A 16,871-nucleotide genomic window follows, 5' to 3' on the forward strand; every position below is an offset into this window, starting at 1 on the left:
CACGAAGTGGTCCCCCCACGTCAACCGACCCAAGGAACACATGAGCCCCGCAAACGAAGTACGTAAGTCCAAGGCTGAGCGAACCGCGGAGGCGCGGGAAAAGGCCCGCCAGATCCGTGAAGCGCAGCTGAAGAAGGACAAGCGCAACAAGCTGCTCATAGGCTGGGGCATCGTGGCCGCCGTCGTCGCCATCCTGGCTGTCGTTGCGCTGGTGGTGACCACCAGCATCAGGCAGAACACGCCCATCGCCGACCAAGGGCCCGTACCGGCCCATGCCAACGTCAACGGCGGCGTGACCCTGCTGGCCAACTCCGAAGTGAAGAAGGCGGACCCGGCCACGGTGGACATGGCTAATCTTCCGGCCAAGCCTGAAACGCAGCCCAACCCCGTGGTGGCGCCGGGGGCAGAGGCCGAAGCGGGACAGCCCGTCAAGGTTATTGCGTACATCGACTTCATCTGCCCGGCCTGCCTGCGGTTCGAACAAACCTACAACGAGGCCCTGACCAGCCTCCGCAATGAAGGCAAGATCAGCATGGAGTACCGGCCGCTGGGCTTCCTGGACCGCCAGTCCAGCACCAACTACTCCTCACGTTCGGCTAACGCCGCCGCGTGCGTTGCAGACAAGGCCCCCGAGAAGTACGCGGACTATGTCAACATCCTCTTCGACAACCAGCCCGCCGAAGGCGGAGCAGGCCTGTCAGATGACAAGCTGAAGTCCCTGGCCAGCGACGTAGGCGCCGACATTAACAGCTGCGTGGACGACAAGACTTTCCGTCCTTACGTCAAATACTCCACCGAACTTGCCGCAAACACCGGCATCACGGGTACGCCCACCATCTTCATCGACGGCAAGAAGTGGGACGGCGCTTCGGACCTGAACGCCGAGATCCAGGCGGCAATCGACGCCAAGGCCTAAAAGCCCCACGGCAACGTCGGCGGCCCGTTCCGGATTCTTCCCGGAACGGGCCGCCATACTTTAAGGCCGGTTCGTGCCTAGGCGCCGGCGTTTTTACCACCGGCGCCACTTGGGCTAACCTTATCTAGCGCCGTTCAGGCGCGAGCCCGCAGGGGCGCGCCTCCTTAGCTCAGTTGGCCAGAGCACCGCTCTTGTAAAGCGGGGGTCGTCGGTTCGAATCCGACAGGGGGCTCTAAGAACCCCTCTATTCCGGCGATTTTGCCCGTTATAGAGGGGTTTTTCATGCCTGAAGACGACGCACAACACGCTTACAACACGCTTTCAATAAAATTGGTCATCGCCCGTCGGGCCTTGGGGCGCATAGAAGACCCCATGACAACGAGAATGAAGGCCTTGGGACCGGTCACGGACCAAGGCAACGCAGAGCAGCTCATGACCACCGGGGAGGTGGCCGTCTGGCTACAGGTGGCTCCCAAAACCCTCCGCAACTGGCGATCCGCTGGCATCGGGCCGGTGGCCCTGAAGCTTCACGGCGCTGTTCGCTACCAGCGTGCCGCAGTTGAGGCATGGGTTGCCGATACCTCGAAAGCAGCAGGCTGATGGGGCGGTCAAGCCTCCCGCTGGGGGCATGGGGGACAATCAGTGCGAAGAAGGACGCAGCGTCTGGGAAGTGGCGGGCAAGTTGCAGGTTCCGCGGATATGACGGTGTGACAAGGGCCTACAGCAAATTCGGTTCCACAAAGGACAAGGCCAAAAACGCACTGCTGACGTCTATGATTCAACGCCAGCAGGAGAAATGGCGCTTGGCTGAAAATCCTTCGCTGAAGGACGTGGCAGAAAAGTGGCTCTTGAGCATCGAAGTTCCGGAAGTAGTAGTCGACGAGAACGGGAACATGGTCTCGGTCGAGAACACCGAGGCAATTCGCCGACAGACATGGGACCAGTACGAGAGCATCGTCCACAACCTGATCGCACCGGATCTCGGTGCGCTGAAGGTCAAGGAAATCACTACGTCGACGTGCGACCGCTTCCTCCGGTCACTGGTGAAGAATGGAAAAGGGCATACGAATGCCCGGCTGGCGAAAACGGTGCTCAAGCAGATCATGTCCTACGCAGTCCGGCACGACCTTTATGTCTGGGGCAACCCAGTGGTTGAAGTAGATCGCCTCAGGAAGCCACGCAAGAAGCCCGTAGGGCTCAGTGAGTCGACCGTCATGGAAGTCCGTGAAGCTGTGCGGAATTGGGGGTTGGAACCCGGGCGCTTCGGTCCGCGGCCAAGTAGCGTTCTTGCAGATGTCGTGGATGTGCTGCTTGGCACGGGGGCCCGCATCGGCGAAGTACTTGCGATCCGGTTCGAAGACATCGATCTGTCAGGCGACGTGGGAAAAATCGCCATAACTGGCACGTTGGTGGAACCGCGGCGCGGCCCTAAGTACCGGCAAGACCTCCTGAAGAACCCCGGCAGCGAACGAATCATTCCGGTGCCTGGGTTCGTCGTTGACGTGCTCGTACGTAGAATCGCGGAATCTCCGGCCAAAAATGCAGCTGGTGCGCTGTTCTGGTCAAGGCGCGGAACCTACATGCAGGCCTCCAGCGTGAGGAGGCAACTGCGCGCCGCCCTGGATGCTGCTGGGATCGAGAATGCCCAGCTGATTACGCCGCACGCGTTCAGGCGTACAGTGGCGACCCTCCTCGCCAGGGAAGTGGAGGACAAAGCCGCGGCCTCTATGCTGGGTCACGCGGACTTGACGATGACGCATGCTGCGTACATTGAGCGGCTCAAAGAGGTTGATGATTACACGGCGGTCCTCGGTGGTCTCGCACCGAAGCCCCGTTCTTAGCGGCACCGGTACTGTCTCTCCAACCCCCGTGAATAAGACTTGCGAGGGCTAACCCCGGATTGAGTCACCCGGTCTGGCGGCTCATTCTGGGGTCTTTCGGCGGCTGTTGGGAGCGCGACTTCGCGGAGCGGTGACGGCGCGCCCGGGGGACAAGCACATTCAAGTTCCGCAAGGTACCGGCATCGAGCCTAGGGTGCAGGCAGGACGCGGATCTCAGTGATGCTGCTCGCAGCCCATTCCGGGGGCGCCGTGCCGTCACTGCGCCGCCGGACGCGCACCGCCCGAGCAAATTGGCCAGGCCTGGCGTCATCGGGAAGCTGGCTGCCGACTATGCCGGTGAGCCAATGTCCGTCGATAGACACTGCGACTAGGCCCGAGCTGGAGCGTTCAATGCTGACGATCGTCCCCTCAATTGCGTCCGGGGGATCCCAGGCGGCCACGGCTTTCCAATGTGGTTCGCAAGTCATCCGCTTCGTGCAGAACCGGCATACGTCTGGCTGCGGTCGCGCCAGGGCTCGCCCCATAGACTGCGCCGTGAGGATGTCCCCTAGGAGATTGGTGATCGCAGAGGGGCTGACCTCGATCTCTGCGGGGCCCTGCTGCAGGTTGAAGACGATCACGTGCTTCGGAGGCACACCGAAGGTGACTTGGAAGAGATGAGCGTAGAACGTCATCTGGTGCTTGATCGCCGGGGAGGGCTCCGCGGAGGCGTCGCGACCGGTCTTGAGGTCAATGATGAGTCCCTCGGCACCGCCAGCTGCGACGTCGAGGATGCCGAATAGATGGTTGCCTTCGTCAGTCAGCAGCAATTCAGTGCGAATACCAGGCTCTGCTTCCGCGAGGATGGCGCTGAGCTCCCTCCCCCGTGACTTCAGCCGTGCCCGCGTGATGACGGCCTGCGGCATGCGGGAAATGTCGATCCCGTGACTTGCAACAATCTCATCGAAGCGCCCCTGCAGCCGCATGCCCGGATCCTCACGCGTCCATTCTCCGTTCTCAATCCATTGCTGAAGTGCCAGGTGAGCAACGGAGCCAGCATTGCCAAGAACCTGCGCCGACGGTCTAGCGGGCTCGTTGGCGGGCACCGCCGAGAGAGGGCAGCTCAACAGACGCCAGGCGGCTGTGGATGACCACCATTGCGGCAACTCGTCTGCCCCTTTCACGTGCCTACTAGGTCGGAGTCAGAGATGAGCTTGAGTACCCGGCGGGGGTCCCGGTCGAGCGTGAAGGAGTCGACGAAGACAACTCCGTCCAGACCCTCTTCGGATGCTTCGATCTCAGCCATCGCCTCGGCAAGGCGGGGAGCGATGAGGGTTTCCTCGGACGCTTCGAATGGATGACGGGCGACCACAGCGAACGATCCTTCACTGGGGCTGTCGAAGCGTGCAGCGGAGACGGTGCTGCTGATGGGCGCCGCATTGTAGGCCCGCGCCCAGCTCTCGATAGCAGCAGCCTCCGCCGCAGTATCGATGCTCAAGGGCTTGCCTTGAAGAAGCCCAAACAGGTCTCTGGCAAGCCGCCAGTCGAGCAGTGCGTGATATGCCATGTTGCCGTAGTCACGCAAGCAGCGGTAGCAGGAGGAGCTGCAGGCAGCTGCGTGGGATGGATCCTCCAATTCCGTGAGGTAGTCGGCGGTCGAGTCGAGGAACTCGGGCAGGAAACCCGATGAGCCGAGGTGGGTGCTGAACCCGGCTCCGTTCTCGAGGGTGTCGGCCAGGAAGGCAAAGGTGGCCGGAGCCCCGCTCGTCGTGCCGGAGTAGATGCCTGCGGCGAGTTCAAGGGGCTGGATGTCGAGCGCCGCAGAAGCGACGGTGCGCAGCAGGAAGGCGAATGAGTACCACCCGGCGCGGCGGCTGTCAGAGACTTCCTGAGCGCCGTATGGCTGGCGGACGCCTGAGACGAGATTGAGACGGAGTCCCGAACTGGGAATCGTGGGAGCGGCGGCCCCGGCGAAGAGGAAGTCGGTGTGCTGTACGGCGCCGAGGGCAACGCTGATCGGGTCTCCGGCGGCGGAGGAGGGATGGAGTAGCCCAGCTTCGATGGCGCGCGTGGAGACATAGCCGCCCCACTCCGGGGCTCCAGGAGCTGCCCCGCGGAGGCTGAAGCACTGGCCGCCGTTGTCGTTGATGACATAGCGGGAGCCGGGGCCGGCGAGGAAGATGGCTTGGCCGGGAGTCTGTGGGGTGAGGGCATCCATGTCGGTCATGGCTCTTGCGGCCATGGCGCGGGGGCTCCAGGAGAAGTTGCCATCGAAATCAGTTCCACGCGCGCTGCGGAACCCGAGCGGTTCGCGCATCGGGACAGTGGTGTAGAAGCTGGGCCCGGCCCCGCATCTGGGACAGGTATTCGTTGGTTGCCCTCCGGCCTCCTGCTCGCCGAGATACGAGCAGGCACGGCAGATCGACAGCGGTGACTCCGGCCCAAGTGGATCGGGTAGCGGCTGAGGACGAGTGCCCACGGGCTTGAATGCGGTGATCCCGACGACCGGGTAGACGATGCCATCGCGGACCACTTCGCTCATCGGGGCGAATTGGCTTACGGCCATGCTCAAGTCGCGGTCGATGACTCCGGTCGGCGGCCACGGATAGGAACGCCTCGGTCGGCTGAGGTGGAGATAGCGCACTGAGGTGGGAAACCCGAACATGGGGAGGAGGCCGCATTCGGCGAGCAACTGGCTGAGGTCCTCGTGTTTCTGGGTAGCCGCTGCCGCGTCGATCTCGGCCACGAATGTTGAGGCACATCTTGACGCTTCATCGTCGGCGGTGTCGTGGAAAACCGTGCTCCGCGTAAGGGAGCGAGCCGCATCCCGGATTCTGTCTGGGTGTTCCTGGAGCCACTGTTCGAAACGGGGCCGGAGCACCGTCAGCCAGTCCGCGGTCTTCCCGAACGCGCCATGCACGTTGACACTGGGGTCTTCCCCGTCGGTGACGGAAATGATGTCAACGGATGCCTGGCGCAGGATTTCGCTGCGCAGCGAGCGAGCCAAGATTTCTGGCCGGTTCAAGGCAAGATACGGCTTGGGGGTGGGTTCGTTGGTGATGCGATCAGGTCGTTCGAAATAGTACTCGTCGTGGCTGCGGCCGCGGCATACAGTTAGGGCGATCGCAACGGGCGAGTTGCGGCGCCCGGCGCGGCCCACGCGCTGCTGGTAGTTGAACCGAGTAGGGGGCATGTTACCTAGGACGACGGCGGAGAGGGCACCGATGTCCACTCCGGCTTCCATCGTCGTCGTGACGGAGAGAAGGTCGACGGCGTCAGTTAGCTCGTTTTCACCGGAGCCGAGGAATACATTCTGAAACCGTGCTTGACGGGACTGCGCATCGATTCGGTCGGTCTGCCCGGTTAGCTCTGCGGTGTTGATCCGGAACATGCCGTCGCCCCGGGTGGCCTTCCAAGCGTAGTAGTCCTGATCAGCGTCGATCGGGACGGCGGTATCGGGCAAAGGGGCTGAACATTTCGTGCAGTAGCCATTGCCGGTGGTCAAGTGACGGCGGCTGCATTTGGCGCAGGCCCAAGCGCGTCCCTCACCCGTCCGCAGCACTACCGCAGAGGGATCGATCAGATAATCCACGAGAGCCGTGCCCGCCCTCGTGCGCACCTCGTCGTGGACGCTATCGGGACTGACTCCCTCCGCGGCAGCCACGGCCGTCCAGAACTTACGAAGTGTGGGCGTCGGGTTTGGGCGCGGTGTGCGGAGGCGGAAGAATCGGCGCTGGTCGGCGAGGATGCGCAGTGCCGCACGTGCCTGCCCAGTGGCGTGATCGGTCGGCCCGTCAGCGGGGGCAGTGTCGGAGGCTAGAGTCAGCCAACCGAGTCCGAGGGACTCGAAGTCGCGGCCTCCTCCTGAGAACAGCCCTTGCAGCAGTTCCTCTTCGAGAGAGCTGCTGATGTCGTTAAGCAATGCTGTCTGAGGATCAGTAAGGCCGGCCTTGGGCGACGGTGGGCTGACTTGCCAGTTGTAGAGCTGTGACCATGGAATTGCGGGATCTTCGGAAGTCTCCCGGAGGCGGGCATGGGGCCCGCCCGGGTTCATCCCAAGCTTGAGAAGATCGGAAGACACTTCGGCGGCAAGTTCTCGCAACGATGGAGGCGCTGCGAGCCTCCCTTTCAGGCGTTCGGCGTCGGCTGGGCCGGTTCCGGGCTTGCCGTCCCACACCTCGCGGAGCTCGGCGAGTGCGGCGGCATCGCGCTGCTTCAGTCTGTCGAGAGCGGCGAAGGATTCCGGGGATTTCTCATTCTGGAGCACGTGGGCTTCGGCCAATTTGACGTCCTGAGCGGTGCCGCCTGAGGCCGAGAGCCGAGCGTAGAGCAGCTGGCGAAGCAGATCCTGGTAGTGCCGGAGGCCGAGGCCTGCCGAGAGCTTCGCGGCGTCTTGGCGGCTGTCGGTAAAGACTATGAGCTTGCGCTCTGCTTCTCCGAGGTCGTTGGCGAGCTCGGTGGTGAGTACCTGGTTGATCTTTTCGAAACCGGTGCGCATCTGCCGGATCGGTGAACGTTGTGTGGCCGGATCGGTTGGCTTGAGGCGCCCGTTGCGGCCAAACTGGATCTCCCAGTCGTCGCCACAGTTGGGGCACTGCGTCGGGAAGGGGCTGACGGTATCGACCGGACGCTGCAGTTCGCCGGTGGTCTTGTTCCGGGCGATACGGGCGTGGAAGCTCCATCCGGTGAACCCTTCAGCAACGTTGCTGAGTTCGCCGGAGGCGGGGTTAAGCTTGCTCTGCCGGAAGGCGTAAGCGACGGCGTTGCTGTCGCGGTTCCAGAATGGTGAGTCGAGGTTCGTCAGCTTGGATTCAGGGCGAGGCCAGTAGACAAGGTAGTTGTCGGCGGTGCGTTGAAGACTGACTTGGTCAGGCAGCTTTGCGAGCTCCGGGACGTCGGCAAGCAGCATGGTCCTCACCGCGGGCTTCTGGAGTTCGCCTTCGGGAGCAAAGCCACCGAGCATGACGTCACCGCAGTTCTGGCAGTACAGCAGCTCGAGTACGCGCCCACCACATTCGCACCGGGTTGCGGGCTCGGCATACAGCTTTCCAATGGTCCGGTCTGGCTGCGGGTCGGAGACCGCAGGGCAGCCGGGGTCGCAGCACGCCCACATGCCGACGACGTTGCGGAAGAATAGGTGGGCGCGGAACTTTGGGTCGCCGGGCAGCGGGTCTTTGGCGAGGCCGGCGAGGACTTTTGAGATCGCCCGTTCCGAGACGTCTTCCGTCGTGCCCGGAAAGACATCTTGGGCGATCTGGTTGAGCGTCTTAGCCGCGCCGGTTCCATCGCCGTGAAGGACCCCTCGGAGAGCGTCGACGACACCACCCGTTCGACCATGGTCAGCTGCGGTTGTCGCATCTGCGGCAGCCAGGGCTACCGGGTCGACCGGGGGCGGGGTCTGGTAGGTGGATGGCGTGATGCTGGAGCCCCCGATGAACGTGAACGTTCCCGGATTGACGTCGAAGAACTGGTGCAGATAGTCACTGTCGCGTCCGGGGTCGAGTGAGGCGGATGCGGCGAGGACGCGGAACTGCTCGGGGCGTGCATCCAAGCCCAGACGGTGCTTGAGGGTACGCAAGAGGTAGGCCACTTCCGTGCCGGCGGTTCCGCGATATGTGTGAAGTTCGTCGACCACGAGAGTGAACACGTTGGCTGGGTCTTCGAGCCATTGGCGGGTGGAATCGAAGAAGTGCCCGTCCCGCTCGCGCAGGAGCATCACGTTGAGCATGGAGTAGTTCGTGATTAGGATGTCCGGCGGGTAGTCGAGCATGTCCCATCGTGAGCGCATCTCCGCGCCATCCAGGCGCGGCACGAAGTAGCGGAGGTCGTCGTCGGCCTTCTGCGCTGCGATTTCCCGCGCCCGGGCCCCGCGCCGACTGGTCTCGCGCAGGTAGCGGCGTAGTTCTCCGAGCGCAAGGTTGTTGCCTCGGGTTCCGGTGACCGGTGTGGCGCCCGTGTAGCGGCCAAAATAGAAGCGGTGCCCGTTGCGGTTCTCATCAAGCCATGCACGGATACTGTCGTTGTCGAGGGCGCGGCGCAGGCGGATGAGCTGATCGTCGACGAGCGCGTTCATTGGGTAAAGGACGAGGGCTCGGACGGCGGCTTTGCGCCCCGTTTCGGCGTCCCGTTGGGCAACGAATGGGTTGCTGTCGCCGGCCCACCAGTCACCCGGGACGGCGCCCTGTCCCGTCCAAGAACGAGATTCGTTGAGCAGCGACGAGAGGACGGGCAGGAGGAACGATTCGGTCTTGCCTGACCCGGTACCGGCGGTGATGACCATATGCCCTCCCTGCTGCACACCCGCGGCGAGGGCTTCCTCTTGATGCCGGTACAACGAGGGGACACCCTGGAGCAGGCCGATACCGGCGAACTCGGCGAGATCGGGGTCCGCTCCTGCTGCTGCGACAGATGCGGCGAGGGTGTGGCCGGCGCTTTCGTATTCGGGCCGAAGTTCGATCAACGGTTCGCGGTAGACGCCGCCGTCGCGGTTGAGCAGGGCTCGACGTTCCTCCTGGAGGCGCGCGTCCGCGAGACCGAAGGGCGTGTCGTAGTAGCGGAAGTAGGCGTCGCGCAGGTGCTCGAACGTCTGAATTGCGTCAAGGTGCGTGCTTGCGTTTCTCATTGTGCCGTTCTTCCTGTTCAGTTGCTGATCTGGAGGGTCTGTCCCAGGGAAGATGCGACGCGCTCGGCGATCTCGCGGGGGACGTTGTCGTAGAGTGCGGCTTCGGCCGAGCTGTCGAATCGCGGTATGAAGCCGCTGCAGAGGACGAGCACCCTCGAGTGAAGTGCAGGGAGGGGGACACCCTGATCGAGGACGAGGGTTCCCGCTCTGCTGCAGTCGGGGTAGTCCGGCTGCCAATGGATGACCGTGCGGCCTCGTCGAGCAAGCTCGGCGAAGATGCCGTGCGAGAGCTCGGCGGCGTACCAGGAGCCCTCACGGCGTAGCGTGTACCGCCAGCGGCCGTGGACCTGCTCGCGATAGAGGCCGTCGGGCAGTGCGAGGTCCTTGGGGGACGCTGGTGACCAACGCTGGGGACTGAAGCTGACGAGCTGCTCAAACAGAGAATCGTAGGCCGGCGGTGCGCTGGGGCCTATGGGAAGGGACTGCTGCAGCTTCCCGGCTATGCCGGCCGCCGCGCAGCCGACATAGCTGACACCGATGTCGTCAGCGGCGTCTTCGAGGTCCTGGGCCTGCTTGTAGGGGATCATTATCGTTGCCGGCGGCGGGATTGTTCGACCACGGTTGGGCCGTCGTGCCCGCTCGACATAAAGTCCCGCATTTTCGATAGCACGCACCAGCCGCGGCCTACGTGCACCTACAAGGACAGCAATGCCGTCGGCAAGCGGAAGTCTAGTGAGCACTGGCGGAGCAACGGACCATTTGCCTTGCCTCCAGTCCACTTCGCAGTGCCCCAAAGATGCGATGTCTCGCAGCCATTTCCCGCCGACATTGTCAGACACAGTGAGGTCTTCGGTACGGGCGAGCCAAAGTGCGCGTGTGCTGAAGTCAGCGATCGTGCCGCTGCCGGTTTCGCTGATCCAGGATAGGAGGAGGTCGCCTATCATGCCGCATCCCCTGCAATCTGCAGCCGCATCTTCCAGAGCCGGGCCCCGTTCGCGTCAGCGCACGCCCGCTTCCAGGCGTCCAAAAGGTCGATCTCGACTTCGTAATGTTTCGGGCTTGCGGGGCCAATCTCCGTCAGGCGCCAGAGACGGCCACGGCGCTGGGCGAGCCACCGAGCGGTTGAGGCTGCGCCAATTTCAAAGACTGGCGAGTAGAACTCGATGTCAATGCTGGAGAGGAAGCGGGGCGGTGGAGGTTCCGCCACCTTCTCTCCGTGCCCGTCCTCGTGCAGGAGCCAGGACTCGTCCCTACCGCGGAGCCCGAGCACTGTGCCCGTGGCAGTAATCCCGGGGACAAGTGCGCCCATCACTGCGGCGTCAGCCTGGTTCGATTCGCTCATCTGTCCGCTGCTGGTCCAGCCGAGAACCCCGGTACCAGCAGGCGGAGCGGGATCAGGGCCCTCGCTGACTGTGGTGAACACAAGCTCCTGCCCGTCGGCTTGCACAACATGACGGCCCGTTTCGTCGACGAAGCGACGAATCGGCAGTGGAAAACCGTTGGCAGGGACTCTATCCCTCCTCCCGTCGAGACTGACAGTTGCGATGCGATGTTCCCTGCCGAACGGCAGGAGGAGGTCCGGCGCGCCGCCGGAGAGGTAGTGGTGGGCCGAGATCGACGAGGCGACAGGCAAGCCATGGACTAGCTTGGCACGCGGAACCACTTCGGAGACGGCACCTATGGTGCGGAGGCCGGGCAAGCGTGAGAGCACATCCCTGAGCGCCTGCCCATCAAAGAAGCGCACTCTTTGGAAAAGCTCGTAGCCTTCGATAAGGAAGGATCGCCGCTGCGGGACCCGGCGCCAGCCCTCCGCGGCAGCTTCTTCCAGCAGACGCCGGAAATCAACGGCATGCTGAGAGATGACAGCGATGACATGCTCCTCGTAGGGCACCATGCCGGGAACCGATGACCAGGCGCCGGTCTGGGGGTCGGGAGAGAAGAATACGACCCCTGAGGGCGGGAACACGGCCGCGAATTCCCCGCCCCGAAGCTGGAACCCGGAGTGGACGCGGGAAAAGGTCACGGCGGGAGCGCTATGATCCGCGTAGTACTCACGGCCCTCGACCGCGCTGAGGCTAACCCCTTGGGACTCCCCCTGCCCCGCAAGGACAAGCGTCCTGGGTCCTCCCTTCGGCACAGGGAATAGCCAACGAGTCTGCCACGTGTCTAAATCGATGCCGAGTTTGACCGCGATACTCTGCTTCCCCTCGCTTGTCACCACGCTGCCGTCCCAGGCCCGGGCGTGGGCAGCGACGACCGACCCCAACAAGGAACGCATCTGGGAGTCTGCCAGAGCGCCCATGAACGCTTCGCTAAGCCGGTTCCGCCCGTCCTCTGCCCAGATGTCCAGCGCACGCAGCAGGGTCTCCGGGGCGGGCGAGTCGCCTGGAGAAACATCGAGCGCTTGAAAAAGGCGCGTCAACGATGCGCGATCACTCAGACGGACAAGAGCTTGCGAGAGGGGGTAACCGATTCGTGATGGGTGGGGAACTTCCGGGATCGTTGAGGTGCCGACGGCGCCTTGCTGCCCCTCGATCCAGTGATGTAGGCCAACCCACATATCGACGACTTGGAGGAAGGCCCCGCGTTCTTCGAGGTCTCTCCGCAGCGCTTCAAGTTCGGAATCCGTGCCATCCGGGAGGATGGTCTGGGCGAGGCGAAGGTAGTAGTTCGTCGACCTCGCCGCCTTGTCTGAGCGCATCCTCGTGGCTGCCAAGACGGAGATAACAATCACCGGAAGCACAGGCGGCGGCTCGACCTTTGGCCCACGTTGCCATCGCCGGTACGCGATGAGCAGAGGGTTAAACATCGATCGGCCAGCCGTCAGGCGGAGGCGGCTTCGGACGGCCGCGGAGAGGTTGCGGGCGCTGTCCTCGCCGGGGTTCAAGCGTCCAAGTTCGCTGTCGTCTACGAAAAATACCGTCGGGCCGAGATGCTGATGCAGGAACACGTCTGCGAGCAATTTCTGCCACTGCTCGTACGTTTCCGTGCTCGAGGCGACGGGACGGGCGGTAGCGCCTTCCACCTGCAGGTCAGAAGCACCAGGACCAGGCGATTCGTCGGTCGTGACCCCCATGGTCCAGCCCCCCATACTCGACAGTCCGATCACATCACACTGCATTTGCGAACAGCCCCAAGGAACATGCAGCCAGCTAGCAGTGTCATCCGTCCGAGAGGAGAAAATAACTTCTCTTGCTGAAGGTGACAGATGTCTGAAGAATACTGCCTGCTTTGGCGTAGGCCCAGCAGAAGAGGCACACGCGCGACACGAAGGAGACCAGCCAGGACGGCATACCGGAACCAGAACGAAGGATGTTTCGCATCAGAATGGCCGTCCCGCCGCTCTCGTCGCTTTACACTGGAGCCGACGTCCGGTTCGACTGCCTCTGCCTCCGCCGTTTCCTCGCGGATCTGCCGTTGGTATCAACGAGCGCTGCTTCCTGGACTGTGGACCGAGGAATCTCAATACTTCGGTTCAGCGACCCATATCGGCTTGGCCGGAGTCATTGCACACGCCGTAGCCCCGTCATAAGTGGCGACGAGCAACATCGGATCGACGCACGGGTTCCCGCTTCCGTGCTCTGCTACGGAGGAGGATTGTAAGTCCGGGCTTCAAAAGCGGGTTGCCCGTTGCACCGCGTACTGTGTTTCGAGTGAGCCTATTCGACCTGCCCTCTAGCGTCGCTGATCCTGCTGTTGTTGCGGTCGTGACTGAGCTTAGGCGACTCGACCCAGACGGATCGAGGATGGCGAAGGTGTTCCGATCAACCTTCGATCAGCTTTATGACGGCCAGCACACTGGCCGCTACAGCGTCGAGCAGCTATTCAAGACCGAGAAGACGCACTTCGGAACGCTCATCGAGATCAATTTGCAGCGCGAGTTCAAAATCCCAGATGGGTGCGTGTTGGACTTCACGATCGCCGGGTTTGAAGTTGACTGCAAGTACTCCCATACCGGGGCATGGATGCTCCCGATCGAGAGCTTCGAGCAAATAGTCCTGGTCACACAGGCCGATGACCGGAAGTCCGTGTGGAGCGCGGGGGTCGTGCGGGCAACTCAGGAAAACCGGCGAACCAGCGAAAACCGTGACAAGAAAACGGGGTTGAACGTGCTGGGCCGCTCTCAAATCACGTGGGTGTTCAAGGACGCGCAAATGCAGCCGAACGCCTTACTCCAGCTCCCGCCATCGGCGGTGTCCGAAATTATGGCCGGACGAAGTGGGCAGGTTCGCGTGAACGAGCTCTTCCGACAGGCTACGAATAGACGTCTGTCCCGCAACATCATCGCCACCGTCGCCCAACAAGACGACTACATGAAGCGAGTGCGCTACAACGGCGGTTCCCGCAGTGCCCTTCGCCCAGAGGGATACCTGATTCTGGGGGGCGATTACTTCATCCAGCGCAACATAGCGGCTGCACTCGGCGCAGTTGTTCCCGAACCCGGGGAACTCGTCAGCGTACGTGTCACGCCAGCGGCCCCGGAGGAAGGTGTCGGCATCGACGGCGAATGGTGGCGTCTCGCGGCCCAGGACGAGGAAATCGACCTTCCTGCCCCGGTACTGCCTAGGTAATCGAAACTGACCTGGGCACGGCGGGTTGCAGCGCAACTTCCGGCTCGCACTCGGTGCCAACCAGAGCCGACGAGCCGCGCGTCCCAAAATCGTCGGTGGCTCCTGTCAGAATATAGGGGTGAACGAAGCGAAAACGAGTGATTCTGATTTAACCGCAGTAGAGATTTGCGCCGGAGCTGGTGGCCAGAGTCTCGGACTGCACCTCGCAGGCTTTCGGCATACATTGGCTGTCGAGCTCGATCGCGACGCAGCCGCTACACTTGAGCGCAATCTATCCCGACTTGCGACTGCAGACGGCCAACCTCAGCCGCTCATTGCCATCGGCGACGTCGCGGACGAGTCGGTCTGGAAGCCCGAAGACCACCGAGGCGTTTCGCTGCTCGCAGGCGGCGTTCCTTGCCCACCGTTCTCCCTCGCCGGCAAGCAGCTGGGGTCGTCCGACGAGCGTGATCTCTTCGCGTGGGCCGTTGAGGCAGCCGGCCGCATGCAGCCCGACGCTGTGCTGCTCGAGAACGTGCGCGGGCTGTCGATGCCGCGCTTCGCGGGCTACCGTCAGGCAGTACTGGATCGCTTCACCGAGCTCGGCTACCGCGCCGACTGGCGGCTGCTAGAGGCCAAGGACTTCGGTGTCCCTCAGCTTCGCCCGCGATTCATCCTCGTGGCCCTGCGCGATGAGTTCGCGCCGTACTTCGCTTGGCCCGAACCGACGCCCGCCGTACAGACGGTTGGCTCCGCCGTCTATGACCTTATGGCTGCCAACGGATGGCCCGGTGCCGAAGCTTGGGCACGAAACGCGCACCGCGTGGCTCCCACCATCGTCGGTGGCTCCAAGAAGCACGGCGGACCCGACCTAGGCCCGACGCGTGCGAAGCGGGAATGGCTTTCCCTGGGCGTCGACGGCCTGGGCATCGCGGATGCTGCGCCGGGCCCTGATGTGCCCGTCAACTTCATGCCGAAGCTGACGAACGAGATGGTCGCGCGCATCCAAGGCTGGTCTGGACCCGGGTACGAATGGGACTTCCGTGACGGCAAGGGCCGGAAGACAGCTACCTACCGACAGATCGGCAATGCATTTCCGCCGCCAGTGGCCCGCGCTATCGGACTCGCGATCGCCTCCGCGCTCCGCAAGGATGGTCAGCCACTTGGAAACCATGGCGCTGGTAGTCAGTACCGCGACGAGGTGTACCGGGCGCTTCGCGACCAGACCGGGTTCATCTCACTCGCAGGACTGCGCAAGACCCTTGGAGGGACTTTCACCGAGGACGAGATCGAGCGCAGGATTGCATTCATCCGTCGGGACTTCGAGATCGAAGAGCGACGTCGCGGTGAGACCATGACATTCCGACTGGGTCAGTGGCGGGCCTTTCGGGGGCAGGTGGATCACGCGCGCCACGCTGCATTTGCCACCGAGCGACTTCGCTCGAAGATCAGTTAGCGCCTAGGTCCATGGCGAAAAACTTCAAACTCCCTACGGGCTGGTACTTCTCGACGATTACCGACCTTGTCGATAACGTGCTGCCCCCGCTGCTTGGCAAATTGACAGTGGACAACGCCTGGGCATACGTCTATGCCATCACTATGTGGTCTGAGAATGTGGACGGAACGGAGTACTTCCACATCATCGAGTCTGACAAGCTCAATACAAAAAATGGCCGGATGCTCGCTGCGCGGGCGGCAGATTATCTGGCAACCCACCTTGTACCAGGAGAGACCCGAGACCCCCTTACCATCGTCGACCAAATTGGCAAGGCTCGTGCCGAAGTGAGAGCGAATCAGGGCTTCGGACCTCCAAAAACGAAGCGAGACCCAAACGTCACCGGTGCCGCCTTCGAAACTGCGCTCCAGGTGTTGGTAGAAAAGCTTTGCGGTGTCATCCCGTCTCGCACGCCGCCTTTGCGCACTCTTCAGGGCTTCGAACTGGCCCCGGAGGGATACCACTCGCGCCCGGATCTCGTACTCTTTGGGCCTCGTGACTTCAGACTCCTAATTTCCACCAAGTGGACGCTCCGCAAGGAGCGGGTCGGCACGTACCTGCATGAGTCTTATTTCTACAGAAAGCGTCGCCCAGACCTGCAGATTGCATTCGTAGTCAATGAGTTCCAGCCAAACATCCTGCGGCACCTCAGCACTGACCCGCTGGTTGACCGGGTTTACCACGTAAACAAGCGAATGCTCTTGGACTTACGCTCGCCATTCGCGCAACTTCCGCCGGGCACTAGCATCCCCGTTGAAACGCTCACCGGCAGCAATCCGGACGCAAAGGCGTACCGACAATGGATCAGCATGGAGGATCGGATTTTTGACCTGACGGACATGTTTGCCGACATTAGGATGCTAAGGAACAAACCCGATCTGGTGATCGACCCTGAGCAGTTGGACGGCGGAGTTGGGGAAGATGACGACGAGGTCGGCATCTGACCTTAGCTGTTCCGCTGAGCCCGGGAGCGGCGCAACCCGCAGCTAGATGTTGGGCGGCTTCAGCCGCCCCTATTGAATGTCCGCAGCGACAGAGTCGAAGGAAATAGTTCATGGGCGAGCAGGAACAACCGCTCGGGTGGTTTTACGCCGTCGAGACGCGGGACGCCGTGGCACAAACCCGAGATGGATGGCCCTACTTTGAGGCGCACCCAAGAGGCGCTGACCTGAAGGGAACGCAATTATTCGAGATCCGTTTCGGAGACGGCGAATGGATGCTGGCTGTTGAAGCTGACCTATTGCCGCGTGGTTTAGCGGACGCCTAGTTGCTAGAGTCCCGACAAAGGAGTTTTTCCGCGGGCGTTTTGGTGCCAAGATCTGAGGCGCGGTGTGGTGACTTCTTCGCCAGATTGAGTGTTTCACCACGTAGTGTAAATCTCTGGCTTCCAGCAGGCGGCGGAGCCGCGTGTGCTGTCCACAGACAGCGTCCCGATGGCCTAGCGGCCGGTGATCCGGCCTCCAGGGGC

General features: G+C 62.6%; 11 protein-coding genes and 1 tRNA gene. 8 read left to right on the plus strand and 4 right to left on the minus strand.

Annotation, left to right across the window (positions count from 1 at the left end; translation table 11 throughout):
• The first annotated feature begins 40 nt into the window (after positions 1 to 40).
• The 4 genes from C3B78_RS03550 to C3B78_RS03565 all read left to right on the plus strand — a co-directional run bounded on the left by C3B78_RS03550 (position 41) and on the right by C3B78_RS03565 (position 2,757).
• Entirely contained in the window at positions 41 to 916 is an 876-nt protein-coding gene (locus tag C3B78_RS03550) for a DsbA family protein (protein WP_104996840.1), read from the plus strand.
• 158 nt (positions 917 to 1,074) lie between these two features.
• Positions 1,075 to 1,148 (plus strand) — tRNA-Thr (locus C3B78_RS03555).
• A gap of 140 nt (positions 1,149 to 1,288) precedes the next feature.
• On the plus strand, positions 1,289 to 1,516 hold the full coding sequence (locus tag C3B78_RS03560) for a helix-turn-helix transcriptional regulator (RefSeq protein ID WP_104996841.1): 228 nt from the start codon (positions 1,289 to 1,291) through the stop codon (positions 1,514 to 1,516).
• Between the two features lie 203 nt (positions 1,517 to 1,719).
• On the plus strand, positions 1,720 to 2,757 hold the full coding sequence (locus tag C3B78_RS03565; protein WP_234005504.1) for a tyrosine-type recombinase/integrase: 1,038 nt from the start codon (positions 1,720 to 1,722) through the stop codon (positions 2,755 to 2,757).
• Positions 2,758 to 2,945: 188 nt separating this feature from the next.
• Here the strand turns inward: C3B78_RS03565 and C3B78_RS03570 are convergent, their stop codons facing one another.
• The 4 genes from C3B78_RS03570 to C3B78_RS03585 form a co-directional block, all read right to left on the minus strand.
• Positions 2,946 to 3,920: a PD-(D/E)XK nuclease family protein gene (locus tag C3B78_RS03570; protein WP_104996843.1), complete on the minus strand. Its 975-nt coding sequence runs from the start codon at positions 3,918 to 3,920 to the stop codon at positions 2,946 to 2,948.
• Positions 3,917 to 9,358: a DEAD/DEAH box helicase gene (locus C3B78_RS03575; protein ID WP_104996844.1), complete on the minus strand. Its 5,442-nt coding sequence runs from the start codon at positions 9,356 to 9,358 to the stop codon at positions 3,917 to 3,919. Before C3B78_RS03575 ends, C3B78_RS03570 begins: the two co-directional genes overlap by 4 nt.
• A 17-nt stretch (positions 9,359 to 9,375) precedes the next feature.
• Positions 9,376 to 9,945, minus strand: a complete 570-nt coding sequence (locus C3B78_RS03580) for a hypothetical protein (RefSeq protein WP_104996845.1) — start codon at positions 9,943 to 9,945, stop codon at positions 9,376 to 9,378.
• Between the two features lie 353 nt (positions 9,946 to 10,298).
• Complete coding sequence (locus C3B78_RS03585; RefSeq protein WP_158677171.1) at positions 10,299 to 12,434, minus strand: hypothetical protein; 2,136 nt, start codon at positions 12,432 to 12,434, stop codon at positions 10,299 to 10,301.
• Between the two features lie 631 nt (positions 12,435 to 13,065).
• Between C3B78_RS03585 and C3B78_RS03590 the strand changes: the two genes are divergently transcribed.
• From C3B78_RS03590 to C3B78_RS03605, 4 genes are all read left to right on the plus strand, one after another.
• Positions 13,066 to 13,929, plus strand: a complete 864-nt coding sequence (locus C3B78_RS03590; protein WP_267895225.1) for a NaeI family type II restriction endonuclease — start codon at positions 13,066 to 13,068, stop codon at positions 13,927 to 13,929.
• Positions 13,930 to 14,047: 118 nt separating this feature from the next.
• Complete coding sequence (locus C3B78_RS03595; protein ID WP_104996847.1) at positions 14,048 to 15,364, plus strand: DNA cytosine methyltransferase; 1,317 nt, start codon at positions 14,048 to 14,050, stop codon at positions 15,362 to 15,364.
• A gap of 11 nt (positions 15,365 to 15,375) precedes the next feature.
• Positions 15,376 to 16,347 carry a hypothetical protein gene (locus tag C3B78_RS03600; RefSeq protein WP_104996848.1) on the plus strand — a complete coding sequence of 324 codons (972 nt, stop codon included), beginning with the start codon at positions 15,376 to 15,378 and terminating at the stop codon, positions 16,345 to 16,347.
• A gap of 110 nt (positions 16,348 to 16,457) precedes the next feature.
• Entirely contained in the window at positions 16,458 to 16,670 is a 213-nt protein-coding gene (locus C3B78_RS03605) for a hypothetical protein (RefSeq protein WP_104996849.1), read from the plus strand.
• Positions 16,671 to 16,871 lie beyond the last annotated feature (201 nt).

Origin of the sequence: Arthrobacter sp. PGP41 (assembly GCF_002953935.1) — a bacterium.
In the GTDB taxonomy this organism is placed as follows: domain Bacteria; phylum Actinomycetota; class Actinomycetes; order Actinomycetales; family Micrococcaceae; genus Arthrobacter.

Excerpts from the sequence above, each read along its gene's own strand:
- C3B78_RS03600 (WP_104996848.1), top strand. The coding sequence starts at position 15,376 with ATGGCGAAAAACTTCAAACTCCCTACGGGCTGGTACTTCTCGACGATT.
- C3B78_RS03585 (WP_158677171.1), bottom strand. The coding sequence starts at position 12,434 with ATGGGGGTCACGACCGACGAATCGCCTGGTCCTGGTGCTTCTGACCTG.
- C3B78_RS03560 (WP_104996841.1), top strand. The coding sequence starts at position 1,289 with ATGACAACGAGAATGAAGGCCTTGGGACCGGTCACGGACCAAGGCAAC.
- C3B78_RS03580 (WP_104996845.1), bottom strand. The coding sequence starts at position 9,945 with ATGATCCCCTACAAGCAGGCCCAGGACCTCGAAGACGCCGCTGACGAC.
- C3B78_RS03575 (WP_104996844.1), bottom strand. The coding sequence starts at position 9,358 with ATGAGAAACGCAAGCACGCACCTTGACGCAATTCAGACGTTCGAGCAC.
- C3B78_RS03550 (WP_104996840.1), top strand. The coding sequence starts at position 41 with ATGAGCCCCGCAAACGAAGTACGTAAGTCCAAGGCTGAGCGAACCGCG.
- C3B78_RS03605 (WP_104996849.1), top strand. The coding sequence starts at position 16,458 with ATGGGCGAGCAGGAACAACCGCTCGGGTGGTTTTACGCCGTCGAGACG.